Source organism: Pantoea sp. EKM10T (genome assembly GCF_011800685.1).
Lineage (GTDB): Bacteria > Pseudomonadota > Gammaproteobacteria > Enterobacterales > Enterobacteriaceae > Pantoea > Pantoea agglomerans.
In genome coordinates this window covers 49548-74700 of the sequence record NZ_JAALEU010000009.1, presented here as the reverse complement: position 1 = coordinate 74700, position 25153 = coordinate 49548, and the positions used below count along the sequence as shown (strand labels likewise).

The window sequence follows — 25153 nt, the reverse complement described above, 5'->3', positions numbered from 1 at the left end:
GGAAGCGCAGAGCCGACATGATTAAGAGAGTAGTGTGAAGGCGATCATTCCGACCAGCGCACCAACGGTGCCGAGAATGGTTTCCATCAGCGTCCAGGTTTTCAGCGTTTCCGCTTCGCTGGCCCCGGTGAAGCGACCAAACAGCCAGAAACCGGCATCGTTCACATGGCTGATAATGATTGAGCCACCGCCGATGCAGATCGACAGCGCCGCCAGCTGAGCACCGCTGTAGTGCAACGGTTCAATCACCGGCATGATCAATCCGACCGTGGTCAGACAGGCGACCGTTGCCGATCCCTGAATCACCCGCACCGCACCTGACAGGATAAAGCAGGCCAGCGCAATCGGCAGTCCTGCGCCGGTCAGCGCATTGCCCAGCACCGGACCCACGCCGGAGTCTACCAGCACCTGCTTAAACACGCCGCCCGCGCCAATCACCAGCAGGATAATACCGGCCGGTTGCAGCGCGCTGCCACACACCTGCATTACCCGCTCTTTATCCATACCCTGACGGTAAGCCAGGCCATAAATCGCCACCAGCAGCGCCAGCAGGATTGCGGTGAAGGGATGGCCGATAAATTCCAGCCACTCATACAGGGTGGTGCCTTCGGTCGTGAAGCGTGCGCCGATGGTTTTCAGGCCAACCAGCACCAGCGGAAACAGAATCAGTGAGAGGCTGAAGCCAAACGACGGCAGCTTGCTCTCATCGACATCCGGTTGATGATCTTCCGGCGGCGCGCTGAACGAGACGTGGTTGCCAATGAAGTTGCCAAACAGTGGCCCGGCAATCAGCATGCCCGGGATCGCCGCACAGAGACCCAGCAGGATCATCCAGCCAAAATCTGCGTGCATCTGCGAAGCCAGCAGCATCGGCGCCGGTCCGGGCAGCAGGAACGCCGCCGCTGCGGCCACACCGGCAAACAGCGGGATCACCAGCTTCACCAGATTGCCGCCGGTACGCCGTGCCACCGCAAAAGCGATGCTGATCAACAGCACGACTGCCACCTCAAAAAAGAGCGGCAGCGCGCAGATCAGACCGGCAATGCCCATCGCGTAATGGGCACGGCTCTGACCAAAGGTTTTCAGCATCCGGATGGCGATCTGATCAACTGCGCCGGTTTCATGCAGGATTTTGCCGAACATCGCGCCCAGCGCGACCACAATCGCGAGGAAGCCGAGCGTGCCGCCCATCCCCTTCTGCATGGTTTCAGCGATTTGATTCAGTGGCATGCCGGAGAACAGCCCGGCACCGATGGACACTAACATCAATGCGACGAAGGCGTGCATACGGGCCTTCATCACCAGGAAAAGCAGCAGCAGGACGGAGCCCGCTGCGGTCAAAACGAGTGTTGCGGTATTCATCTCTAACCCTGGCTGATAGCGTCCTGGATAGTCGCAACCGTAGCTGCCACCACATCGTCCAGTGAATGCGCGATATCCACCACCAGTACATCCGGCTCGTCCCGCCCTGGCTCTTCCAGCGTCGCAAACTGCGTTACCAGCATCTGCGGCTTGAAGAAGTGGCCTTTACGCGCTTTCAGGCGGGCTTCGATGGTGTCGAAATCGCCCTTCAGGTAGACGAAACGCAGGTTGTCATTTCCCTGACGCAGGATGTCGCGATAACTTTTCTTCAGGGCTGAACAGACAATCACGGAAATCGCCTGGGTGCGCTGCATAGCAAACGCGGCGTCGTTCAGTGCCCGTAACCACGGCTGGCGATCGTTGTCATCCAGCGGATGACCATCGGCCATCTTCAGGATGTTGGCGCGGGGGTGGAGAAAATCACCGTCAAGAAAGGCTGTATTCAGCTGGTGAGAGACCTGATTGGCGACGGCAGACTTTCCGCTGCCTGAAACGCCCATCAGGATAAAAACGTGATGCGACGGGGATTGCGTTGTCATTTTTCTGCTCCGGCAGGTGAGAATTTGCCAATGTTACCGATAACAATGTCGTTTCTCATTCTCCTGGCCGCTTAACAGCCTGGCAACCTTTTTACCAGGAAATGCATGAAAGTGTGAGCTGACTCATAAAAACGCCACAATCAGATGCTGCCACCTTCACTGATCTCAAAACCGACATCCAGCGGCTGGCAGGTGCTGGTTTCTCCGGCAATGCGCGCCAGCAGCAGCGCCGCGGCTTCACGCCCCATGCGGTCGCGAGGCGTCAGCACTGTCGCCAGTTGTGGCGTGACAACCTGACTGATGTCATGACCGTGGAAACCGGCTATCGCCATCTGAGAGGGCACCTGCAATCCCTGGCGCTGGCACTCAAACATCGCGCCGACCGCCAGATCGTCATTGGTACAGAACAGGCTATCTGTTTCGGGGTAAAGGCGCTGCGCCTCACGCAGCAGATCACAGCCGGCGCTGAATGAAGAGGCATCTTCCATCATCACACTACGCGGCGTCAGCCCCGCTTCGTGCATCGCGATTTCGTAACCGCGCTGCTTCTGCAGCGTACGTTCATCCAGGCGTGCGCCGAGGTAGACGGTATGACGATGACCTTTGCTGAGGATCGCCTGCGTCATCTGCCGGGCCGCTTCAACGTTATCGAAGCCTACCGCCATATCCAGGCAGGGCGTGACGCTGTCCATCACCTCAATCACCGGGATACCGGCCACTTCCAGCATGCGCAGCGTGCCTGGTGTATGGGTGCGTTCGGTGAGGATAACCCCATCAATGTTCCAGCCCAGCAGCGAGCGCAGTTGCAGCTCCTCTTTTTGCGGGTTGTAACCAAAGTGGGCGACCAGCGTCTGATAGTTGGCTTCGTCGGTGACGGCTTCGATGCCGCGCAATACGTCAGCAAAAACCTGGTTAGTGAGTGACGGCAGCAGTATGCCAATGGCGCGGCTGGTGGCGTTAGAAAGCATATCGGGGGCGCGATTGGGGATATAACCCAGCTCATCCAGTGCCACCGCGATCTTATCCCGCAGGGCAACGGAGACCTGCTCTGGATTACGCAGGTAACGGCTGACGGTCATTTTAGTAATGCCGACGCGATCGGCAACGTCCTGTAATACCGGTCTTTTCTTCTTCATCGTAGCGCCTGGGATCGCCCTTAAAGCTAAAGTACGATGAGTCTATCACTTTTCTGTCACAAAATTGCCAACCGGGCGCGACGATGCGCGCCCGTTATCTGCTTAGACCGGTGGCAGATCAAACAGCAGGACTTCTGCAGCCGAGCTGGCTTCAATGGTCAGCGCGCTTTCGTCCCAGATCGCCAGGGCGTCGCTGGTGGTGATCGCGTTGCCGTTAACGGTAACATCACCTTTCACCACCTGAATCCAGATACGACGTCCCGCATCAATCGCGACATTGTCCTGTTCGCCGGCAGCCATTACCCATCGCGATAAGGTCATGTCCTGAAAGACTTTCAGCGATCCTTCACGGGCATCCGGGCTTAACACCAGCTGACGTCCCTGCACATCCGGGAAGCGGCGCTGATCGTAACGTGGCTCGATACCGGTACGCTCAGGAATGATCCAGATCTGATAAAGGTGCAGCGGCTCGCTTTCGCTGGCGTTGTACTCAGAGTGACGTACGCCGGTGCCGGCGCTCATAATCTGGAACTCCCCTGCCGGGATCTGCTCTTTGTTGCCCATGCTGTCCTGATGCTCAACCGTACCAGAGAGCACGTAGGTCAGGATTTCCATATCCTTGTGAGGATGGGTACCAAATCCCTGACCGCCATCAATCACATCTTCATTGATGACCCGAAGCGCGGAGAAACCCATAAAGTTCGCATCGTGATAGCTGGCGAAAGAGAATGTGTGCCAGCTATCCAGCCAGCCATGGTTTGCGTGACCGCGTTCTTCAGCTTTGCGTACATAAATCATGTTCAAATCTCCTCAATGTTTTTTATAGTCTGTCCCTGAGGGGGTGTGATTGATAGCTGAAAAACTTCACGCCTCTGTTCAAAATAGTTGAATGAGCATTGAGCAGTGGCTGAAAAGCACTGAAGAAGGGCAGGAAAAAAAAAGCCAGCGGATAAGCTGGCTAAATAATACTGGAAGCAATGTGAGCAATGTCGTGCTTTCTCAGGCTGTCGGGCGACCTCCCGAGAACGCATGACAATAATAATCATTATCATTCGCGTCTGTAAAGTCATTTTCACATTTTTACCCTGATTAACGCGGTGAATACCTTGATGTTTAAAGGGTTTTAATGGGCTAAAGGAGAAACCATGAGTGAAATAGTTGTCCGCCACGTCACGCCTGAAGATGCTGCTGCGCTGCACAGGATCTACGGTCAGCCAGATACCCAGGCCAGCACACTCCATTTGCCCCACTCATCACTCCAGATGTGGCATAGCCGTCTCGCGACGCCTCAGCCCCATGCGCATCTGCTGGTGGCCTGTATCGATGATGTCGTCGTCGGTCAGTGTGCGCTGCATGTGGAAGAGCGCGCCAGACGCCGTCATGTGGCCTCACTGGGTATGGGCGTGGATGAACGCTATCGTCAGCGTGGCGTCGGAACCGCACTCATGCGTGAAATGGTCGCGTTGTGCGACAACTGGCTACAGGTGAGCCGAATGGAACTGACCGTGTTCGTCGATAATGGCCCGGCTATCGCCCTTTATCAGCGTTTCGGTTTTGAGATTGAGGGAACGGCTAAAGGCTTCGCAATGCGGCACGGTGAACTGATCGACGCGCATTATATGGCTCGGGTTAAAGCCTGACGTGTGTGAAAAAGGGCACTTTTCAATGCCCTCCAGACCGATGACAAACCCAAAAGTTAACGAACCTGGCAGCAACTTATTAGCCTAACGCGCAGGGAACACGGGCAGAAGAGGAAAGCGTCCCGCGCCAGGGACAAAAACGCCGGGAGCGTTTTTGAACAACGCAAAGCGTTGGCCCGGCTACGGGCGCACCTCAGGGATGAGGTGCGTAATAGCGCGGGCCGAGCAGTCAGGGATGACGCTTTTGCGTCTTTCCGATCTGACCGTGTTCCCTGAGCAGGCTCGATCTCACAGCCACTCAACCCCGTCCTGGCTATCAGATCTCAATAACCCGCACTCAAATCATCAATGCTGCGCGGATCGGAAGCGCCATAGAGCATGCCATCCGGCCCAATCATGATGCTCTGCGTACTGCCCATCGATGGGAGAACCTTCACATGCTGACCTTTGGTTTCCAGCAAACGCAGCGTATCGGGGCTGAAGCCCTTCTCCACCCGCAGCTGATCCGGCAGCCACTGATGATGGAAGCGCGGCGCATTAGTGGCTTCCGCCACGTTCATCCCGAAATCGATGCTGTTAACCACCATCTGCAACACCGTGGTGATAATGCGGCTGCCGCCAGGACTGCCGGTCACCAGCCAGGTTTTGCCCCCTTTGGCGACGATGGTCGGCGACATCGATGACAACGGACGTTTCGCCGGTTGCACCGCATTCGCTTCCCCGCCGACCAGCCCGTAGACATTGGGTGTGCCTGGCTTGGCTGAGAAGTCATCCATCTCGTTATTCATCAGGATGCCGCTGTTGCCCGCCACAATCCCGCTGCCGAAATAGGTGTTAAGCGTATAAGTCACCGCGACCGCATTCCCCTGCTTATCCACCACCGAGAAATGGGTGGTCTGATTACTTTCGTAAGGTTCGAGCTTGCCCGGTTTGATCTCGCTGGAGGGCCGCGCCTTCGCCACATCGATCTGCTGCGCCAGGGTTTTGGCATAGGCTTTACTGGTCAGCGCCTGCCACGGCACCTTCACGAAATCGGGATCGCCGAGATATTCCGAACGGTCCGCGTAGGCATATTTCTCCGCTTCCGCCATCACCTGCATGGCATCAGCACTGCCAAAGCCCATCTTCGCCAGATCGAAGTTCTCCAGGATATTCAGAATCTGCACGATGTGGATGCCACCGGATGACGGCGGCGGCATTGAGAAGACTTCATAGCCACGGTATGTCCCGCTAATTGGCTTACGCTCGACCGCACGATAGGCCGCCAGGTCAGCTTTGTTGATCAGGCCGCCATGCTGCGCCATCTCTCCGGCGATCTCATCCGCGATTTCACCTTTATAAAAAGCATCCGGCCCCTGACGGGCAATCAGTTGCAGGCTATGAGCGAGGTTTTTCTGCACCAGCCGATCGCCCTTCTGCCACGGCGTACCGTCCGGTTTGTAGAAAATCGCTTTGCTGTTGGGATGGGTGATCAGCACTTCTTTGCCGTAGGTCTTCAGGTCATCCGCCAGCGCGTCGTTGACCGGAATACCGTCACGCGCCAGTTTGATCGCCGGGGCCAGCAGCGTGCTCAGCGGCAGAGTGCCATATTTCTGCGCAGCCAGCGCCAGTCCGGCTACGGTGCCCGGCGTGCCGGAGGCGAGATGTGATGTCAGCGACAGCTTGCTGTCAGCGTTGCCCTGCTTATCCAGGAACATGTCACGCGACGCGTGTCCCGGTGCCATTTCACGGAAATCGATAGCCGTGGCGCGGCCAGAGGCAGTGCGCAGCAGCATAAAACCACCGCCGCCGAGATTGCCCGCCTGCGGATGGGTCACGGCCAGCGCAAAGCCTACCGCCACCGCGGCATCCACCGCATTACCGCCCTGACGCAGGATCTCGACGCCAACCTGCGTCGCCATCGCATCCACTGACGCTACCATGCCGTGCTGCGCTTTTACCGGGTGAAAAGTGTCACTGTCCACACCGTAGGAGACCGGAGGAGCCTGCGTTGGCGCGGCGTTAGCGCCTGCCACTACGGTGAAACTCATCACCAGCGACCAGCTAAGCTGACGCACTGTTTGCTGCATTTTCATCCTGCCACCATCCCATATTGTTATTTACATTTTTTTATCATTTCTGCAAGTGCCTACAAATACAGCAAAATAACCGGGGTTAAGTCAAATCAGGAATAGATCGGAAAGTAAGGTCTGTGATATCGGGTAAACTTATGGCTACGACCCTGATATCGGTGTAAGCCGTTGTGCACCAGAAACCCTGTCGCTTTAAGGAAGGAGGAGTGATGAAAAAGTGGATGATTATTCTGGCCGCTCTGCTGCCTTTCGCCAGTCAGGCGAACACGCTGAACAGCACTAACGATCCGAATAAACCTGGCTATAACCCCAGCCAGCAGCGGATGCAGTCGCAGATGCAGACCCAGCAGCAACAGCAACAGCTGAAGCTGCGCCAGGATCAGCAGCGTCAGACGCAGGACACGCAGCGTAAAATGCAGGAGCAGCGGAACAGCGCCCAGCAGCGGGTGATTACCACGCAGCCGGGCCAGCAGAATCAGAATCAGAATCTAAACCAGAACTAATGAAAATCGGGGCCGATGATGTCGATGGCATCAGTACAGATGGCATCGACGCCCCATTTCAGCAATTCCCGCGCCCGATCCGGGCTGTTCACGGTATAAACCAGAATCTTCAGGCCTGCGGCTTTCAGTTCGGTGACCCGCTCAGCGGTCAGCACCTTATGATTAAGGTGAATTGAGACGCACGCCAGCGCAGCAGTTTTCTCCTGCCACTGCGGGTCCCAGCTGTGCGACAGCAGGCCACGCGGCAACTGCGGCTCTGCCTTCATCGCGGCTTCCAGCGCCTCAAAAGAGAACGAAGAGAGCAACGGTGCGACCTGATCCTGCCACAGTATCGCGGCAGCCTGCGCCACGGCGCGTCCGGTTTCAGCATCGCTGCCGGTGGTCGGTTTGATTTCGATGTTCGCCATCATCTGATGCTGACGGCAGCGTGCCGCCACCTGATCCAGCCGCGCCAGCTTTTCACCGGTAAATGCGTTGCCAAACCAGCTGCCCGCATCAAGCTGCGACAGCTTCTCCCAAGGCAGCTGACCCGCCACGCCCCAGCCGTTGCTGGTGCGATCGAGCGTGTCGTCATGCAGCAGGAAGATCTGCGCATCGGCCGATAATTTGGCATCAAATTCAATCATCTGATGACCATATTTCGCGCCAGTGTCGATCGCCGCCAGCGTATTTTCCGGTGCCAGTTTACCGCCGCCGCGATGGGCGACGATGTGGGGATAGGGCCAGTGTTGTGTGCTCATTCCAGACGCTTTCCATGGGTTGAATCGAAGAAGTGTAACGCATCTGACGGCAGATGCAGCCACAGCGTACTGCCTGGCTGCGGGCGTTCACTGTGGGCTAAGCGTACCACCAGTGGCGTGTCACCGATGCGGCCATGTGCCAGATTATCAGCCCCCAGCATCTCCAGCGTATCGACCCGCAGCGGCACGCCGCCCTGCTCGCGGCTACTGAGCCGGATGTGCTCTGGCCGGATACCCAGCACCACCGGCCGGTTAGCCCATTTCGCTTTACTGTCGCTGAGCGGCAGAGCGTGCGAGGCGTCGAGGTCAAAGCGTGATCCATCGCTGCTGAACTGCCCTTTCAGCAGATTCATGGCGGGCGCGCCAATAAACGAGGCAACGAACTGGCTGGCGGGACGCTCATACACCTCGACCGGCGTGCCAAGCTGCTCGACCACCCCTTTGTTCATCACCATCACCCGCTGCGCCAGCGTCATCGCCTCCACCTGATCGTGGGTGACATAGAGGCTGGTGGTCTGTAAGCGGCGATGCAGCTGCTGCAGTTCCAGCCGCATCTGCACCCGCAGACGGGCATCAAGGTTGGAGAGCGGCTCATCAAACAGAAAAACTGCCGGTTCACGCACGATCGCGCGGCCCATCGCCACGCGCTGCCGCTGTCCGCCGGAGAGTTCGCGAGGCCGACGCATCAGCAGGTGATCCAGCTCCAGGCTGCGCGCCGCGTCGAGCACCCGCTGGCGGACCTGCTCTTTGCCCATGCCACGGATTTTCAGGCCATAGGCCATGTTCTCCTCCACCGACATATGGGGATAGAGCGCGTAGTTCTGGAACACCATTGCAATCCCGCGATCTTTTGGCTCTTCCTGAGTAACGCGCCGGTCGTCGATATAGATATCGCCGGAGCTGACGCGCTCCAGTCCGGCCACCATGCGCAGCAGGGTCGATTTACCGCAGCCGGATGGCCCGACCATCACCATAAATTCGCCGTCATTGATGGTGACATTCAGCGGCTGAATGATCTGATTTTTGCCATCGTAGGATTTGGTTACTGCCTGAAGGGTTACGCCTGCCATCTTATTTCTCACTCTCAACCAGACCGCGCACAAAGGCACGCTGCATGACTAACACCACCACCAATGGTGGGATCAGGGTTAATAACATTGCCGCCATCACTTCATTCCACTGGGTCGGCGATCCGCTGGAGGAGATCATGCTTTTAATCCCCGCCACCGCCGTGCCGAGGCTGGCGTCATTGATGATCAGCAGCGGCCACAGGTACTGGTTCCAGCCGTAGATAAAGGTGATCACAAACAGCGCCGCCAGATTGGTTTTCGACAGCGGCAGAACAATGTCGATAAAGAAGCGCATCGCGCTGGCCCCGTCGATGCGTGCCGCCTCCACCAGCTCATCCGGCAGCGACATAAAGAACTGGCGGAACAGGAAAGTGGCGGTGGCCGAAGCCATCAGCGGCAGAGTTAATCCGCTGTAGCTGTCGAGCAGGTTGAGATCGGCGATCACCTGCACTGTCGGGAAGATACGCACCTCAACCGGCAGCATCAGGGTGATGAAGATCAGCCAGAAAAAGAGCGTGCGCAGCGGAAAGCGAAACCAAACCAGCGCAAACGCCGACAGCATCGACACCGTGATTTTGCCGAAGGTGATGCCCAGCGCCATGATCATGCTGTTGAGCAGCATCAGGCCAAACGCCGGCCCGTTGCCGTTGACGCCATGTGTCCAGATGCGCGAGATGTTCTCCCACAGGTGCGTGCCGGGCACCAGCGTCATCGGCACCTGATAGACCGCTTCGTTATCCAGCGTCGCCGCCACAAAGGCGACATAGAGCGGAAACAGGATGGTGAGCACGCCCAGCACCAGCACGATGTGGCTGAAGAGATCCAGCCCGCGTCGATTCTCAATCATTGGTATTGCACCTTACGTTCAACAAAGCGGAACTGGAGCACCGTCAGCCCGATGACCAGCAGCATCAGCACCACCGACTGCGCAGCGGACGAGGAGAGATCCAGACCGGTAAAGCCTTCGCGATAGATTTTGTAGATCAGCGTGGTGGTCGCCTGCACCGGCCCGCCGCCGGTGGCGGCATCGATCACCGGGAAGGTATCGAAGAAGGCGTAGATCAGATTCACCACCAGCAGGAAGAAGCTGACCGGCGTAATCAGTGGCAGCGAGAGGTTGAAGAAGCGACGCACCGGTCCGGCACCGTCAATCGCGGCGGCTTCCACCAGCGATTTGGGGATCGATTGCAGCGCAGCGAAGAAGAACAGGAAGTTGTAGCTCATCTGCTGCCAGATCGATGCCAGCACAATCAGGAACATCGCCTGACCGCTGTTTTGCGCATAGTTCCAGTTGTAGCCGATGTGGTTCAGCAGATAGCTGAACAGGCCCAGGCCCGGATTAAACAGGAACATCCACAGTACCGCGGCCACGACAGGCGCAACGGCGTAGGGCAGCAGCAACAGCGTCTGATAGAGACGGCGCAGCCGCACCACATAATCCACCAGCGCCGCCAGCAGCAGCGAAAAGACCATGCCGAACACCGTGACCATGCCGCTGAATTTTATGGTGGTCCAGAACGAATCCAGATAGTAAGGATCGGCAAACAGGCGTCTGAAATTTTCCAGCCCGACAAAGCTGCTGGAGATGCCAAAAGGATCGAGGCTTTGCAGCGAGTACCACAGCGCTTCACCGGCAGGCCAGAGAAAGAAGATGGCGGTAATCAGCAGTTGCGGCAGCACCAGAAGATAGGGCAACAGACTGGTGCGAAAGACCGGACGAGATGAAGACATGGCGTACCTGGCGTCAGAGAGAGGGGCCAGCCTGAGCTGGCCCGCAAGGAGAGATTACTTCACCTGCTGCTGGAAGCGGCGCAGCAACTCGTTACCGCGTTTCACTGCGTTATCCATCGCGTTCTGCGGCGACTGCTTGCCGGTCCAGACGCTTTCCAGCTCTTCGTCGATCACGGTACGAATCTGCGGCATGTTGCCCAGACGCATGCCTTTGGTAAACGGCAGTGGCGGCTTGTTCATCATCTGACGGGTAGCGATATCCGCGCCCGGATTCTTATCGTAGAAGCCCTGCTGTTTAGTCAGCTCGTAGGCGGCGGTGGTAATCGGCAGATAGCCGGTTTTCTGGTGCCATTCCGCGGCGATTTCCGGTTTAGCGAGGAACTGCATAAACTCAGCCACGCCTTTGTAGGTTGTCGCATCTTTGCCTTTCATCACCCACAGGCTGGCACCACCGATCAGGGCGTTCTGCGGCGCATTCGGCACGGTCTCGTCATACGGCATCATGCCAACACCGAAGTTGAATTTGGCGTAATGACGGATATCAGCCAGCGAACCCGATGAGGCAGTGGTGATACCGCAGTCGCCGTTGTAGAACTTGGCGGTGGACTCATCTTTGCGGCCAAAATAGGTGAAGTCCCCTTTCTTGTTCATCGCTTCCAGCAGCTCGATATGACGAACCTGTACCGGCTTGTTGAACTCCAGCACGGCGTCGAGTCCGTCAAACCCGTTGTTTTTGGTCGCTACCGGCAGAGCGTGCCAGGCGCTGAAGTTTTCAATCTGGATCCAGCCCTGCCAGCCGCTGGCGTAGCCACAGCTCATGCCCGATTTGCGCAGGGCAGCGGCATCCGTCGCGAGCTCCTGCCAGGTTTTCGGTGGCTGATCCGGGTTCAGACCCGCTTTTTTAAAGGCATCTTTGTTGTAGTAGAGCACTGGCGTCGAGCTATTGAACGGCTGAGAGATCAGCTGACCTTTGCTGTCGCTGTAGTAGCCCGCCACCGTTGGCACGAACTGCTTTTCATCAAAGGGGATACCGGCGTCTTTGAAGACCTGATGCACCGGCACAATCGCCTGCGAGGCCATCATGGTCGCCGTACCGACTTCATAAACCTGCAGCACCGCAGGGGCTTTGCCGCTGCGCACTGCCGCAATCCCTGCCGCCAGGCTCTGCTCGTAGTTACCTTTGTAGGTCGGAACAATTTTGTAATCGGGATGCGTCTGATTAAAACGCTGTGCCAGCGAATCCACTTCTTTGCCTAGCTCGCCTTCCATAGAGTGCCAGAAAGGGATCTCAGTGGCGGCCATGGCATGGCTGCTGAGCGTCAGACCGAGCAGCACGCTCATCAGGCTACGACGAAAGGTAACGACGGACATAGAATTTTCCTGTGCAGGTAAATACGCGTGAAATCACGGATTTCTGTTTCGCGAAGTAACATGACACGGGGAAATGAAGGATTAATAACAGAAAGATGACAGCCGGGTGACAAACCGGTATGCGCAAAAGAGGAGGCTGGCAGCGCAGCGGTAACGCGTCACTGCTGCCAGGTTTTGGTTACATAATTTGCAGAGCGGTTGGGCAGTAAAAAAGCCCGCAGCGGATTCTACTTCACCAAATGCAAAAGGCGATGGCGGCCCCTCTAACACCGACACTCAAGGCCGTCTGCGCCGCATCACACACCCATTTTGAAGGCCGTCGGCGGCGCAGGCAGGTTGCGGGCGGACAGCGCGCAGCCACCGGAGCGTACACGTAGTACGTGAGGATGGCGAGCACTGCCCAACCGCAACCTGACCAGTAAGCCAGGCCTGTGTACCAAAGCGCGCAGTAACCGGAGCGTATATATATACGTGAGGATTACGAGCACTGCCCGGTGTCGAAATGGCAAGTAAGCCAGGCCGTGCCCCATCAGGCACCTAAGTAAGCACTGCGGACGGCTTCGTTGGAAAGAAGTGCTGAACCTGTGTCTTCGAGCACCACATGCCCGTTCTCCAGCACATAGCCCCGATCCGCCAGCTTCAGCGCCTGATTAGCATTCTGCTCCACCAGGAAAATCGTCATCCCCTCGCTGCGCAGCTGCTCAATGGTGTCGAAGATCTGCTGAATAATGATCGGTGCCAGTCCCAGCGACGGTTCGTCCAGCAACAGCAGGCGCGGCTGGCTCATCAGCGCACGGCCAATCGCCAGCATCTGCTGTTCGCCGCCCGACATCGTCCCGGCGCGCTGGATTTTACGCTCCTCCAGCCGCGGGAAGAGTTCATAAACGCGCTTGATCCGCGTCAGATAGTCCGGACGGCTGGCAAAAAAGCCCCCCATCGCCAGGTTCTCTTCTACCGTCATGCGCGAAAAGACCCGTCTGCCTTCCGGCACGATGGCGATCGCTTCACGCATAATGCGCGAGGTTTGCCAGTCAGTAATGGTTTTGCCATCAAAGGTAATGGTGCCCTGCGTCGCGCGCGGTTCGCCGCACAGCGTACCCAGCAGCGTGGTTTTTCCTGCACCGTTAGCGCCAATAAGGGTGACGATTTCGCCCTGATTGATATAGAGGCTGACGTTGTGCAGCGCCTGAATTTTGCCGTAGTGGGCGCTGACGTTCTCAATGGTTAACATCGCATTTGCCATCTCAGGCCTCTCCTAAATAGGCACGAATGACATCCGGGTGATTACGAATCTCTTCCGGCGTTCCGTTAGCCAGCGGCGTTCCCTGATTGACCACATAAATACGGTCAGAAATGCCCATCACCAGCTTCATATCATGTTCAATCAGCAGCACCGACACCTTGTGTTCGCCACGCAGTTCCGCAATCAGCGCATCCAGCTCATGGGTCTCTTTGGGGTTAAGGCCCGCCGCCGGTTCATCCAGCATCAGGATTTCCGGGCGCGTCACCATACAGCGCGCAATCTCCAGCCGACGCTGCTGACCATAAGCCAGATTGCCCGCCTGACGGTTAGCCAGATCCAGCAGCCCCACCCGCTCCAGCCAGGTCGCCGCACGATCCAGCGCCTCGCTCTCACTGCGGCGAAACGCCGGCGTTTTCAGCAGACCGGAAAATACGCCGCTTTTCAGATGCTGATGCTGCGCCACCAGCAGGTTCTCAATGACCGTCATCTCACGGAACAGACGCACGTGCTGGAACGTCCGCACGATGCCCATCCGCGCAATCTTCTGGCCCGGCAACCCTTCAAGATGCTGCTCACGCAATGTGATCGTCCCGCCGGTTGGCTTGTAAAAGCCGGTCAGGCAGTTGAACACAGTAGTTTTACCGGCACCATTGGGGCCAATCAGCGAAACGATCTCCTGCGGACGCAGCTCCAGCGCCACATTGTTCACGGCTAACAGACCGCCGAAGCGCATCATCAGGCCTTCAACGGCTAATAAAGGCTGAATCATGCCTGCTCTCCTTGTTTACCGGTTCTGAGCTTCAGATGCGGACGCTTCATCGGCAACAGGCCCTGCGGACGCCAGATCATCATCAGCACCATCAGGCCACCCAGCACCAGCATGCTGTACTCATTGAGATCGCGCATCAGCTCGCGTGACACCACCAGCAGAATGGCGGCCAGAATCACCGCAAACTGCGACCCCATCCCGCCCAGCACCACAATCGCCAGCACAAAGGCGGATTCGACAAAGGTAAAGGATTCCGGGCTGACAAAGCCCTGACGCGCCGCGAACAGGCTGCCGGCAAAACCGGCAAACGCGGCACTGATGGTAAAGGCGGTCAGCTTGATGCGGGTCGGGCTGAGGCCCAGTGAACGACAGGCAATCTCATCCTCGCGCAGGGCTTCCCAGGCTCGGCCCAGCGGCATCCGCAGCAGCCGGTTGATCACAAACAGCGTCAGCACCACCAGCAGCAGCGCCACCAGGTAGAGGAAGATAATGCGGTCGCTGGGATCGTACTTCAGCCCAAAGAAGTTATGGAAGGTATCCCAGCCGCCTTCCCGCGGCGTACGGCCAAACTCCAGACCAAACAGCGTCGGTTTCGGTATCTGGCTGATGCCGTTCGGCCCGCCGGTCAGGGCGGTATTGTTCAGCAGCAGAATACGCACGATCTCACCGAAGCCCAGCGTCACTATCGCCAGATAGTCGCCGCGCAGTCGCAGCACCGGGAAGCCCAGCAGCAGACCAAACAGCGCGGCAACTATGCCGGAGAGCGGCAGGCACTGCCAGAAGCCGAGACCGTAATAGTGGTTCAGCAGCGCAAAGGTGTAGGCACCGATGGCGTAAAAGCCGCCATAACCCAGCACCAGCAGGCCAGAGAGGCCGACCACCACGTTTAAGCCCAGACCGAGCATCACGTAGATCAGCGTCATGGTGGCGATATCAACGGTGCCGCGTGACACCAGGAATGGCCAGGCAACGGCGGCGATAATCAGCACCGCCATCACCAGCTTCTGCTTCGGCGTCGAGCCATCCAGACCCGGTAACACCAGCGCCGGACCGGAAATTTTCTTCAGGCCGCTTTGCCATACCGGACGCAGCAGCTGAAACAGAAACACCACCGCACAGCCTGTGGCGATCCAGTTCCAGCGCACGCTGCCGGCGTTCTGCACCACCAGATTAGTGCCGTCCAGATTCAGGCGCAGCCCCATAAAGAAGGTGGCGAGTACCAGCAGCATCACCGAGGAGATCAGGGCATTGATAAAGGAAGTCTTCATACTTTTTCGACCTCCGGGCGGCCCAGAATCCCGGTCGGCATCACCAGCAGCACCACAATCAGCAGGGCAAACGAGACCACATCTTTATATTCCGTGCTGAGATAGGCCGAGGTCAGCGCCTCGGCGATGCCCAGCACCAGGCCGCCAATCATCGCGCCCGGAATACTGCCAATCCCGCCCAGCACAGCGGCGGTGAACGCTTTCATGCCTGCCATAAAGCCGATGAAGGGGTTGATTGAACCGTAGAACTGTCCCAGCAATACGCCCGCCACCGCGGCCATCGCGGCACCGATGACAAATGTCAGCGAGATCACGCGGTCCGTGTTTATCCCCAGCAGGCTGGCCATTTTCAGGTCTTCTGCGCAGGCGCGGCAGGCGCGGCCCATGCGTGAGTAGCGGATAAAGGTGGTCAGCGCCAGCATCGCCAGGAACGTCACCACCCAGATCACTATCTGCATGGTGGAGATGGTAGCGGCAAAACCGTTGCTCTCGCCTACCGTCCACTGTCCGGTAATCAGACTCGGCAACGCCAGGTCGCGTGAACCCTGCGTCAGGCTGACGTAGTTTTGCAGGAATATCGACATCCCGATGGCGGAGATCAGCGCAATCAGGCGCTTGGACGAGCGCACAGGCCGGTAGGCGACGCGCTCAATGCTCCAGCCGTAGGCGCTGGAGATAATTACCGCCATCACAAAGCCGGCCGCAATCATCAGCCAGGTGGTGTCGATGCCCATCATCATCAGGGCGGCAATCACGATAAAGGAGACATAGCTACCGATCATGTAGACCTCGCCGTGGGCGAAGTTGATCATGCCGATAATGCCGTAAACCATGGTGTAACCGATGGCGATCAGCGCGTAGGTGCTGCCCAGGGTCACACCGTTAAACATCTGCTGAATAAAATAGAGGAACTGCTCGGACATACCTTGACCCTTACTTAACCGATCGTGGCCGATCGGGGTACAAAAAACGCCTGGCAGACCAGCACCAGGCGTTCGTGTCGCTGGTCAGGGGAAACCGGTTAACCGGCCTCCCGCTCACCACAAAACAGCCTGGTTTACTTCACTGCAGTCGAGGTGCCATCGGCATGCCATTTAAAGACGCCGAATTCAAAGCCCTTAAGGTCACCCTTCTCATCCCAGTTCAGGTTGCCCATCACGGTTGGCACCGCCGCACCTTCCTTGAGGTTTTTCACGATAGCGTCCGGCTCAGCGCTCTTGCTGCGCTCCATGCCGGTTGCCAGCGACTGCAGTGCGGCATAGGTGGTCCAGACGAACGGTCCGGTCGGATCCAGTTTCTTCGCTTTCAGCGCTTCAACGATCGGTTTGTTGGTTTCAACCTGGTCGTAGCGTTTTGGCAGGGTCACCAGCATGCCTTCAGAAGCGGCACCGGCGATGTTCGACAGCGAGGCGTTACCCACGCCTTCCGGTCCCATAAACTGGGTTTTCAGGCCCGCAGCACGTGCCTGACGCACGATCTGGCCCATTTCCGGGTAGTAACCGCCGAAATAGACGAAATCGACGTTCTCTTTCTTGAAGCGCGCCACCAGCGTAGAGAAATCTTTATCGCCAGCGGTGATACCTTCAAACATCACGATATTGGCGCCCTGCTTTTTCAGGCTCTCCTGTACGGAGCGCGCCAGGCCTTCGCCATACTGCTGTTTGTCATGCACCACGGCGATGCGCTGCGGTTTAAGCTCGCTCATCACATATTTCGCGGCGGTCGGACCCTGATCGGAGTCGAGACCGGTGGTGCGCATAATCAGTTTATAGCCGCGGGAAGTCAGGTCAGGGGCGGTCGCCGCCGGGGTAATCATCAGCACGCCTTCATCTTCATAGATGTCAGAAGCGGGCTGGGTGGATGAAGAGCAGAGATGGCCGATCACGTAGCGGATGCCGTCGTTAATCACCTTGTTCGCTACCGCAACCGCCTGTTTCGGGTCACAGGCGTCGTCATATTTCACCGCAACCAGTTTGTTGCCGTTAACACCGCCTTTAGCGTTGATATCTTCAATCGCCTGAGTCGCACCGGCGAACTGCATGTCGCCGTACTGCGCCACCGGGCCAGACATTGCGCCGACAATCGCCACTTTGATATCTTCAGCCAGCGCCGCATGGCTCATCGCCAGTGCTACACATCCCGCCAGTAATGCGCGACCTTTCATTTTCATCCTGACTACCCCATTTGTTTTGTCGTGTATGTTGTGAGTGTTTGTGCTGTCAGATAAAGTCGAAAACTGATTAAGCATGAATGAGTTAGCGTACTTTTCTGACATTTTTTATTAATAAGGCTTTATTTTTCAGGTTATTAAACAGGAAGTTTCTTCTGTAAATCAACTGACATATTCAGAATTGACTGAGTGAAACAGCATAATACACTGGAGGCAACGGCCGGTTTTTCACCGCTTTGCCAGCGCGTTATGCTGGATTGATCGCACGCTCTCCCTGTTTACAACTATCATCCTGGCATCCCGACCATCTTTTGACCTGTTTTATTGATGAAAATGTGGTAGCACTCTGGTTGTACATTTTCGCTGCACTTTCCCCTGTTACAGAGGTTTTTGTTATGAAGCTCACTATCCAGCGTTTAACCACGCTGACCGCGCAGGACCGCATTGATCTTGGCAAAGTCTGGCCGGATCTGGAGATTGAACAACTGGAGCAGCAGCTGGATGAGCGCCATCGTCTCTATGCTGCCCGTTTTAACGACCGGCTACTGGCGGGTTTGCAGCTGGAAATCGCCGGGATCCACGGCAAAATTCACCGGCTGTCGGTGCGCGATGTCACCCGGCGACGCGGGGTGGGACAATATTTACTGGAGGAGACGATCAGGCAGAATGGGTCGATAGCGGACTGGTGGATTGCCGATGATGGCAGTGACGATCAGCAGGTGCGGGCAGCCTTTATGCAGGCGTGTGGCTTCAGGGCGCAGAGTGACGGCTGGATAATGGCGGTAGAATAGTCAGGCGCAGAAAAACAAAAAGGGCGACATAAAGTCGCCCCTTAAGATGTCGAAGTGCGTTACGCTTCGATCGCCATACGCAGTTTCTTCATGGCGTTCTTTTCCAGCTGCCGGACACGTTCGGCTGACACGCCGTACTGATCGGCCAGCTCCTGCAGCGTGGTTTTATTGTCTTCGTCCAGCCAGCGGGCGCGAATGATGTGCTGACTACGCTCATCCAGACCTTCCATCGCATAGCTCAGCTTGTCAGCCGCATGCGCATCCCAGTTATCCTCTTCAATGCCGTCAGCAAAGTCAGAGGTTTTATCCTGAAGATAAAGCACGGGTGCCATAGATCGGCCTTCGCTGCTCTCGTCGTCGGCAGACATATCAAAGGTCATATCCTGCGCGGCCATACGCGATTCCATTTCACGCACATCTTTGCTGCTTACGCCCAGCTCACGCGCAACCATCTCGACTTCGTCCTGATTGAACCAGCCCAGACGCTGCTTGGTTTTACGCAGGTTAAAGAACAGCTTACGCTGTGCTTTGGTGGTCGCGACTTTCACGATACGCCAGTTACGCAGCACGTATTCGTGAATCTCCGCTTTAATCCAGTGCACGGCAAACGAAACCAGACGCACGCCCACTTCTGGGTTGAAGCGACGTACCGCTTTCATCAGGCCGATATTGCCTTCCTGGACCAGGTCAGCCTGTGGCAGACCGTAGCCGGAGTAATTACGAGCGATATGAACTACAAAGCGTAGGTGAGACAGGATCAGCGTCTTTGCCGCATCCAGATCGCCCTGGTAATGCAGCCGTTCAGCCAACGCTTTTTCCTCTTCTGCCGAGAGCATCGGCCAGGTATTCGCAGCCCGGACGTAAGACTCCAGGTTGCCAAGAGGAGCAATAGCTAAAGTTTGCATTTCTTTGGTCATTCAAACCCTCACAAATTCAGTGGAATTGCCGCACATTTCCCTGCGCAGACGATACATTACGTCAACGTCGCGCGAAATCCGAAAGCAATCTGTGCTACTTAGAGTGGTAAAGTTATCCACAAGTTCAATTATAGCGGTGAATATTTTACACACAGATGACAGGAAGGGAAGAGGGGAAATATCCTCTGCACCCACCATCGGTAGCAGAGGACCATTATAACAAAAAAATGTTGCAGGCGTTTACTGCGGCGTAAATCGACGTAAATGTTGTACCGTGGCCAGCCACGCAGCCACCCAGCCGATGATCGCCGCAATCAGTAACAGCAGTAGCGCCTCATCCCAGGAGAAGCCTTCCAGCGAGAAGGTGGTACCAAATACGGTTGCTACACTGGCAACAACGGACTGCAGACGCAGCACCAGCACTTCCGACAGCAGCAGCGACAGCACCGCCCCGCTGAAGCCCAGCAGCGCCCCGCCATAGAGGAATGGACGCAGGATAAAGCCGTCAGTGGCGCCAATCAGCTTCTGCACGTTAATGGTGTCGCGTCGGGCAAAGATGCTGAGCCGGACGCTGTTACCGATCACCAGGAACACCGCCACGATCATCAGCACGCCAATCATTGAGGCGATCTGCCCCACCAGCCCGGTCAGCGCCGCCAGCCGCGCAAACCAGCTATCATCCATCCGCACTTCATCCACGCCCTGCACTTTAGTTACCCGATCGCGCAGGCTTTGCATGGTGTCTGAGTTCTGGAAATTGAGCTTAGGCGTGATGATGGCCACCGCAGGCAGCGGATTCTGCTCCAGCATATCCATTGCGCCGCCAAAGCCTGACCAGTTGCGGAACTCGTTCAGCGCCTCTTCCCGCGTCAGGTAGTTGACGTTATCCACGCCTTCGACCTGCTTGAGCTGCGCCACCACGTTTTCTGCCGCCGTGTCATCCAGCGTTTTGGAGAGATAAACGGTTAACTGCGGCGCCGGATACCACTGCGTTGCCGCCTGGCTGACGTTTTTCCACACCATGTAGCAGACGCTGGGCAGCGTCAGTGAAATGGCGATGACCATCACCGTCAGCAGGGTTGCCAGCGGCTGACGCCACATATCAGAAAGCGTACCGCGCAGCGCATAGCGCCACTGCTCCTGCCAGCCGCCTTTCAGCGCTTTGCTCTTCGACTGCTGCTTCGCTTTCGGCGCAGCCGGACGTTTAATGCGTTTATTGACCATCGTGGCCTCCGTGCAGACGTCCCTGATTCAGCGTCATCATCCGGTAGTTGCGTCGGGCGATAAGACCGCTGTCATGCGTCGCCATCAGGACGGTGACGCCGACGCGGTTAAACTCTTCGAACAGGCGCAGAATATCTTCTGACAGCGCGTCGTCAAGGTTACCGGTCGGTTCATCGGCCAGCAGCACGGCTGGCTTGTTCACCACCGCACGGGCGATGCCCACACGCTGCTGTTCACCGCCAGAAAGCTGAATCGGATAACTTTTCGCTTTGTCGAGCAGACCCACTTTATCCAGTGCTGCCGAAACGCGACGACGAATGTCTTCGCCGCTGGCACCGGAGATAATCAGCGGGATCGCCACATTTTCATAAACCGAACGATCCATCAGCAGGTGGTGATCCTGGAAAATCATGCCGATCTGACGACGCAGGAAAGGCACCTCGCTGTTACGCAGGCGGGAAATGTCATGGCCGCTGAACCAGATTTTTCCGGCACTCGGGCGCTCAATGCCACAAATCAGCTTCAGCAAGGTACTTTTACCGGCACCGGAGTGGCCGGTCAGAAACGCCATTTCGCCAGGACGCAGACGGAAATCTACCCCCTGCAGCGCCTGACGTCCGCCGAGATATGCCTTACTGACCTCTTCAAAGCGAATCATCCTAATTAGTCCTCTCGGGCAAACAGTGCCTCAATAAAATCTTCCGCCTTAAACGGCCGTAAATCTTCAATGCCTTCACCGACGCCGATGTAGCGAATCGGAATACCGAACTGATCGGCCACCGAGAAGATCACGCCGCCTTTGGCGGTGCCATCCAGCTTGGTGAGCGCAATCCCGGTCACGCCAACGGCTTCATTAAACAGTCGGGCCTGGCTGACCGCATTCTGTCCGGTGCTGGCATCCAGCGTCAGCATCACTTCGTGTGGCGCTGAATCATCCAGTTTCTTCATCACGCGGGTGATTTTTTTCAGCTCTTCCATCAGATGCGATTTGTTCTGCAGACGACCCGCGGTATCGGCAATCAGCACGTCAACGCCACGCGATTTAGCCGCCTGAATAGCATCGAAGATCACCGAAGCGGAATCTGCACCGGTGTGCTGAGCAATCACCGGAATGTTATTGCGCTGACCCCACACCTGCAACTGCTCAACAGCCGCGGCGCGGAAGGTATCACCAGCCGCTAACATCACGGATTTGCCTTCAGCCTGATACTGGCGCGCCAGTTTACCGATGGTGGTGGTTTTACCTACACCATTGACGCCAACCATCAGGATCACAAACGGCGTTTTGCCTGAGACGTCCAGTGGCGCATCCACTTTCGCCAGAATCGAGGCCATCTCCGCTTTCAGCAGGCCGAAGAGCGCTTCCGCGTCACGCAGCTGCTTGCGGTTTGCCTGCTGGGTCAGATGCGTGATGATGCGGCGAGTGGTATCCACACCCACATCCGCAATCAGCAGCTGCTCTTCCAGCTCGTCAAACAGCTCATCATCAATCTTTTTGCCACGGAACAGGCTGATAAAACCGGAACCGAGGTTCTGACGGGTTTTCACCAGGCTGCGCTTCAGGCGGGCAAAGAAGCCCTCTTTGCTGGGACGCTCCTGCTCCTGCACGATGAGTGGCGCGGCGGCCAGCGGGAGATCGCTGACGGTATCGGATAATGTCTCTGCCGGTTCCGCGTCGGTGACTTCGGCTTCGCCCAGTGCCAGTGCGGTCAGCTCTTCTTCGGTCAGCGGCGCTTCCGCTTCGCTGTCCGGGGTTTCAACGATCGCAGCTTCGCCCGGCGTCAGCGCTTCATCGCTTAACGGCGCTTCGGTTTCGCTGTGCGGGGTTTCAACGATCCCGGCGTCATCCAGCGCCAGCGCGGTCAGCTCTTCTTCGCTTAATGGCGCGTCCGCTTCGCTGTCCGGGGTTTCAACGATCGCTGCATCGCCCAGTGCCAGCGCGGTCAGCTCTTCTTCGCTTAACGGCGCATCCGCGGGTTCCGCATCAACGGCTGGCTTTACCACGTCGTCGGCGTCAATAACCGGCGTCGCGTCATGTTCAGGTGCGGCGATTTCCAGTAGCGCTTCAGGATCGGCCTCAATCGGCGCAGCTTCATCCAGCACCATGGGTGCTGACTCATGCGGCGCTGCCGCGGTGACTTCCGCCTCACGCTGCTGCCCGGCCACCGTTTCGGTGATAACGACAGTCTCTTCCGCTTGCGCTTCAGCCTGGCTTAATGCCGGGGCGTCCTGTTCTGCCTGCTGCTCTGCGGGTTCTGCGACCTCTTGTGTCTGCTCCTCCGCGACAGGTTGTTTCTCTTCCTCTTTGCCAAATCCCAGCCAGGAAAAAAAGCCACGTTTTTTCTCTTTTGCCATTGTGTGACGACACTCCTCGATGGCTTTGTCCCGGTCGCGCGTGGTTTCCAGGGGTAAATCAATGAAAGTTGGTCAGCGCCAGACCGGCGTAAACCGCAGAATAATGCATGACTTCAGCAACTCAGTAGTCTAACACTTTCCAGCCAGCTCACCACAGCACCCTTTTTTAACGTTTCTTCTCACCGATTCGCCCGTTAAACTACGCAACAAATTATGACGAGTTGTGAGCAAGATGAATAAAAACCCCCGCAGTACAGGCGGTGCCGGGCAGATTCGCATCATTGGCGGCCAGTGGCGCGGACGCAAACTGCCGGTGCCGGACAGCGCCGGACTGCGCCCGACCACCGATCGGGTACGTGAGACGCTGTTTAACTGGCTGGCCCCGGTGCTGCCAGAGGCGCGCTGCCTCGACTGCTTTGCCGGTAGCGGCGCATTAGGACTGGAAGCCCTGTCGCGTTACGCGGGATCGGCGACGCTGCTGGAGCTGGAACGGCCGGTGGCGCAGCAGCTGACAAAAAATCTGCAGACGTTGCGCGCCAGTAATGGCACCGTGATTCAGACCAATGCGTTAAACTGGCTGGCACAGCCAGGTGAACCCTTTGATGTGGTGTTTATCGATCCGCCGTTTCGTCAGGGATTGCTGGAACAGACGTTACAGCTGCTGGAGCAGAATCACTGGCTGGCCGATCAGGCGCTGATTTACGTCGAAAGTGAAGTGGAAAATGGCGCACCGCCGGTGCCGCCAGAGTGGGATCTTTATCGCGAGAAAATAGCCGGACAAGTGGCTTATCGTTTGTATCAACGTCAACAGGAGACGCAGGATGTTACTTAATTTGGGGCGTCTGTTGATGCTATGCGTGTGGGGATTTCTGCTGGCTAACCTGGTTCATCCCTACCCGAAACCGCTGACTTATTTTATCAACGTTGCGCTGATTTTCATGATCCTGATGCATGGCCTGCAGCTGGTGTTACTGCGCACCACGCAGACCAAAGATGCGCCGCCGATTGACCGCGTCACCCAGGCCAAAGTGTTTCTGTTCGGGGTGTTCGAACTGGTCGCCTGGCAGAAGAAAAACTTCCCACGCAAGAAATAATCCCGGGCGGGCGCGATGCCCGCCGGTTACTGCCGGGGTGTGAAGCTGATAAAGCGCGTGCCCTGCATCTTCAGCTCGCCTCTGGCGCCCTTGTCCAGCTGATGATATTCCGCCTCTTTAAGCTGCACTTTGATGTCGCTGGCACCGTTCAGCGGGTGAAACAGCACCTCGTAGCGCATCTCTTCCCCGGCGATCACTTCCCGCTGCCGTGAACGGCGATTGGGTGCAGGAAATTCACGTTTGGTTTTGACCTCAACCTGCAGAGAACGCTCGGGTGAAGCGTCATTCACCGCCACTTCCCGGCGTTGCTTAATGAACTGACGGGTCGCCAGCACGGCGATAATCGCCAGAACGATGATAAAGATTAGCGGCGGTTTGCTCATAGCGTTTTTGTGCCTGCAGGATGATTAATCAGGCGGCAAAGCATACAACCAGAGTTGCCTGATTGTCACATCTCAGAGGCTTAACCTAAACTGAAAGGGATATTTTGGGATCTTTCACCATTTTGAACAAAAAAGGGAGAAACAATGCTCTGGTCTTTCCTCGCTGTACTTTTCTCCGGCTGGCTCTATGTCGACGCCACCTATCGCGGCCCGCAATGGCAACGCTGGTTATTTAAGCCGGTCACGCTGCTGCTGCTTGTCGGGCTGGCCTGGCAGGCACCGGTGCTGCAGACTACGGACTACCTGATTCTGGCCGGTCTGGTCGCGACGCTGGTCGGTGATGCGTTAACGCTGCTGCCACGTCAGCAGATGCTCTATGCCATCGGGGCTTTCTTCCTGTCGCACCTGCTTTATACCCTCTGCTTCGCCGCCAGCATGACCATGACCTTCTTCTGGCCGATTCCGCTGACGCTGCTCATCATCGGTGCCGCCCTGATTGGCATCATCTGGAGCCGACTGGAAGATCTGCGCTGGCCTGTCTGCACTTTTATCGGCATGACGCTGGTGATGACCTGGATAGCGACCGAGCAGTACTTCTTCCGCCCGACCGATTACAGCTTCTCGATTATGGTGGGTGCCGGTCTGCTGCTGCTGGCAAACGCCGTCTGGTTTATCTCACACTATCGTCGCCGCTTTACCGCCGACAGCGCGATTGTCGCCGCCTGCTACTTCGCCGGTCACTTTATGATCGTGCGCTCGTTGTGGGTCGTCTGAA

Annotated in this window: 26 protein-coding genes; 6 read left to right on the top strand and 20 right to left on the bottom strand. The window is 57.0% G+C overall.

Going from position 1 to position 25153, the window contains the following annotated elements:
* Positions 1 to 21: 21 nt before the first annotated feature.
* The 4 genes from gntU to HFD95_RS17035 form a co-directional block, all read right to left on the bottom strand.
* Positions 22 to 1362 (bottom strand): gluconate transporter, encoded by a 1341-nt coding sequence (gntU, locus tag HFD95_RS17050; protein ID WP_163844034.1) that lies wholly within the window; start codon positions 1360 to 1362, stop codon positions 22 to 24.
* A gap of 2 nt (positions 1363 to 1364) precedes the next feature.
* Complete coding sequence (gene gntK, locus HFD95_RS17045; protein ID WP_167430533.1) at positions 1365 to 1901, bottom strand: gluconokinase; 537 nt, start codon at positions 1899 to 1901, stop codon at positions 1365 to 1367.
* 140 nt (positions 1902 to 2041) lie between these two features.
* Complete coding sequence (gntR, locus tag HFD95_RS17040; protein ID WP_022624018.1) at positions 2042 to 3037, bottom strand: gluconate operon transcriptional repressor GntR; 996 nt, start codon at positions 3035 to 3037, stop codon at positions 2042 to 2044.
* 102 nt (positions 3038 to 3139) lie between these two features.
* Positions 3140 to 3835: a pirin family protein gene (locus HFD95_RS17035; protein WP_010671535.1), complete on the bottom strand. Its 696-nt coding sequence runs from the start codon at positions 3833 to 3835 to the stop codon at positions 3140 to 3142.
* Positions 3836 to 4182: 347 nt separating this feature from the next.
* On the opposite strand from HFD95_RS17035, the gene HFD95_RS17030 reads away from it, so the two are divergent.
* Positions 4183 to 4677: a GNAT family N-acetyltransferase gene (locus tag HFD95_RS17030; RefSeq protein ID WP_010253280.1), complete on the top strand. Its 495-nt coding sequence runs from the start codon at positions 4183 to 4185 to the stop codon at positions 4675 to 4677.
* A gap of 323 nt (positions 4678 to 5000) precedes the next feature.
* On the opposite strand, the gene ggt is transcribed toward HFD95_RS17030, so the two are convergent.
* Positions 5001 to 6752 carry a gamma-glutamyltransferase gene (gene ggt / locus HFD95_RS17025; RefSeq protein ID WP_031292113.1) on the bottom strand — a complete coding sequence of 584 codons (1752 nt, stop codon included), beginning with the start codon at positions 6750 to 6752 and terminating at the stop codon, positions 5001 to 5003.
* A gap of 206 nt (positions 6753 to 6958) precedes the next feature.
* On the opposite strand from ggt, the gene HFD95_RS17020 reads away from it, so the two are divergent.
* On the top strand, positions 6959 to 7252 hold the full coding sequence (locus HFD95_RS17020; protein WP_010253283.1) for a DUF2756 domain-containing protein: 294 nt from the start codon (positions 6959 to 6961) through the stop codon (positions 7250 to 7252).
* Here HFD95_RS17020 and ugpQ read toward each other — a convergent pair.
* The 10 genes from ugpQ to HFD95_RS16970 all read right to left on the bottom strand — a co-directional run bounded on the left by ugpQ (position 7249) and on the right by HFD95_RS16970 (position 17614).
* Entirely contained in the window at positions 7249 to 7992 is a 744-nt protein-coding gene (gene ugpQ, locus HFD95_RS17015) for a glycerophosphodiester phosphodiesterase (RefSeq protein ID WP_010671531.1), read from the bottom strand. The two genes, HFD95_RS17020 and ugpQ, sit on opposite strands and share 4 nt — an antisense overlap.
* Positions 7989 to 9062 carry a sn-glycerol-3-phosphate import ATP-binding protein UgpC gene (locus HFD95_RS17010; RefSeq protein WP_010253289.1) on the bottom strand — a complete coding sequence of 358 codons (1074 nt, stop codon included), beginning with the start codon at positions 9060 to 9062 and terminating at the stop codon, positions 7989 to 7991. The genes ugpQ and HFD95_RS17010 overlap by 4 nt, the downstream gene beginning before the upstream one ends.
* A 1-nt stretch (position 9063) precedes the next feature.
* Positions 9064 to 9909 carry a sn-glycerol-3-phosphate ABC transporter permease UgpE gene (ugpE, locus tag HFD95_RS17005; protein WP_010671530.1) on the bottom strand — a complete coding sequence of 282 codons (846 nt, stop codon included), beginning with the start codon at positions 9907 to 9909 and terminating at the stop codon, positions 9064 to 9066.
* Positions 9906 to 10793, bottom strand: coding sequence for a sn-glycerol-3-phosphate ABC transporter permease UgpA (gene ugpA, locus HFD95_RS17000; protein WP_010253295.1), 888 nt, complete (start codon positions 10791 to 10793; stop codon positions 9906 to 9908). The genes ugpE and ugpA overlap by 4 nt, the downstream gene beginning before the upstream one ends.
* 54 nt (positions 10794 to 10847) lie before the next feature.
* The gene (gene ugpB / locus HFD95_RS16995) at positions 10848 to 12164 is read right to left on the bottom strand and encodes a sn-glycerol-3-phosphate ABC transporter substrate-binding protein UgpB (RefSeq protein ID WP_167430532.1); all 1317 of its coding nucleotides are present in this window, start codon (positions 12162 to 12164) and stop codon (positions 10848 to 10850) included.
* A gap of 529 nt (positions 12165 to 12693) precedes the next feature.
* A complete protein-coding gene (gene livF / locus HFD95_RS16990) occupies positions 12694 to 13407 on the bottom strand; it encodes a high-affinity branched-chain amino acid ABC transporter ATP-binding protein LivF (protein ID WP_029519452.1) in 714 nt (237 codons plus the stop codon).
* Between the two features lies 1 nt (position 13408).
* Positions 13409 to 14176: a high-affinity branched-chain amino acid ABC transporter ATP-binding protein LivG gene (gene livG / locus HFD95_RS16985; protein ID WP_167430531.1), complete on the bottom strand. Its 768-nt coding sequence runs from the start codon at positions 14174 to 14176 to the stop codon at positions 13409 to 13411.
* Positions 14173 to 15444, bottom strand: a complete 1272-nt coding sequence (locus HFD95_RS16980; RefSeq protein ID WP_010253305.1) for a high-affinity branched-chain amino acid ABC transporter permease LivM — start codon at positions 15442 to 15444, stop codon at positions 14173 to 14175. Before HFD95_RS16980 ends, livG begins: the two co-directional genes overlap by 4 nt.
* The gene (livH, locus tag HFD95_RS16975; RefSeq protein WP_009087789.1) at positions 15441 to 16367 is read right to left on the bottom strand and encodes a high-affinity branched-chain amino acid ABC transporter permease LivH; all 927 of its coding nucleotides are present in this window, start codon (positions 16365 to 16367) and stop codon (positions 15441 to 15443) included. Before livH ends, HFD95_RS16980 begins: the two co-directional genes overlap by 4 nt.
* Positions 16368 to 16501: 134 nt before the next feature.
* A complete protein-coding gene (locus HFD95_RS16970) occupies positions 16502 to 17614 on the bottom strand; it encodes a branched-chain amino acid ABC transporter substrate-binding protein (protein WP_010253311.1) in 1113 nt (370 codons plus the stop codon).
* A 395-nt stretch (positions 17615 to 18009) separates the two neighbouring features.
* Between HFD95_RS16970 and panM the strand changes: the two genes are divergently transcribed.
* Entirely contained in the window at positions 18010 to 18405 is a 396-nt protein-coding gene (gene panM / locus HFD95_RS16965) for an aspartate 1-decarboxylase autocleavage activator PanM (RefSeq protein ID WP_033759053.1), read from the top strand.
* Positions 18406 to 18464: 59 nt separating this feature from the next.
* Here panM and rpoH read toward each other — a convergent pair whose 3' ends face one another.
* From rpoH to ftsY, 4 genes are all read right to left on the bottom strand, one after another.
* On the bottom strand, positions 18465 to 19322 hold the full coding sequence (gene rpoH, locus HFD95_RS16960) for an RNA polymerase sigma factor RpoH (RefSeq protein ID WP_010253314.1): 858 nt from the start codon (positions 19320 to 19322) through the stop codon (positions 18465 to 18467).
* A gap of 240 nt (positions 19323 to 19562) precedes the next feature.
* A complete protein-coding gene (ftsX, locus tag HFD95_RS16955; RefSeq protein ID WP_010253316.1) occupies positions 19563 to 20546 on the bottom strand; it encodes a permease-like cell division protein FtsX in 984 nt (327 codons plus the stop codon).
* On the bottom strand, positions 20536 to 21204 hold the full coding sequence (ftsE, locus tag HFD95_RS16950) for a cell division ATP-binding protein FtsE (RefSeq protein ID WP_010253318.1): 669 nt from the start codon (positions 21202 to 21204) through the stop codon (positions 20536 to 20538). The genes ftsX and ftsE overlap by 11 nt, the downstream gene beginning before the upstream one ends.
* A 5-nt stretch (positions 21205 to 21209) precedes the next feature.
* A complete protein-coding gene (gene ftsY / locus HFD95_RS16945) occupies positions 21210 to 22901 on the bottom strand; it encodes a signal recognition particle-docking protein FtsY (protein ID WP_167430530.1) in 1692 nt (563 codons plus the stop codon).
* Positions 22902 to 23133: 232 nt separating this feature from the next.
* On the opposite strand from ftsY, the gene rsmD reads away from it, so the two are divergent.
* Positions 23134 to 23733: a 16S rRNA (guanine(966)-N(2))-methyltransferase gene (rsmD, locus tag HFD95_RS16940; protein ID WP_010671526.1), complete on the top strand. Its 600-nt coding sequence runs from the start codon at positions 23134 to 23136 to the stop codon at positions 23731 to 23733.
* Complete coding sequence (locus HFD95_RS16935) at positions 23723 to 23995, top strand: DUF1145 family protein (RefSeq protein ID WP_003852192.1); 273 nt, start codon at positions 23723 to 23725, stop codon at positions 23993 to 23995. Before rsmD ends, HFD95_RS16935 begins: the two co-directional genes overlap by 11 nt.
* A 26-nt stretch (positions 23996 to 24021) precedes the next feature.
* Here the strand turns inward: HFD95_RS16935 and HFD95_RS16930 are convergent, their stop codons facing one another.
* Complete coding sequence (locus HFD95_RS16930; RefSeq protein ID WP_033759060.1) at positions 24022 to 24378, bottom strand: DUF2500 domain-containing protein; 357 nt, start codon at positions 24376 to 24378, stop codon at positions 24022 to 24024.
* A 144-nt stretch (positions 24379 to 24522) separates the two neighbouring features.
* On the opposite strand from HFD95_RS16930, the gene HFD95_RS16925 reads away from it, so the two are divergent.
* Positions 24523 to 25152: a lysoplasmalogenase gene (locus HFD95_RS16925; protein ID WP_010253326.1), complete on the top strand. Its 630-nt coding sequence runs from the start codon at positions 24523 to 24525 to the stop codon at positions 25150 to 25152.
* Position 25153 lies beyond the last annotated feature (1 nt).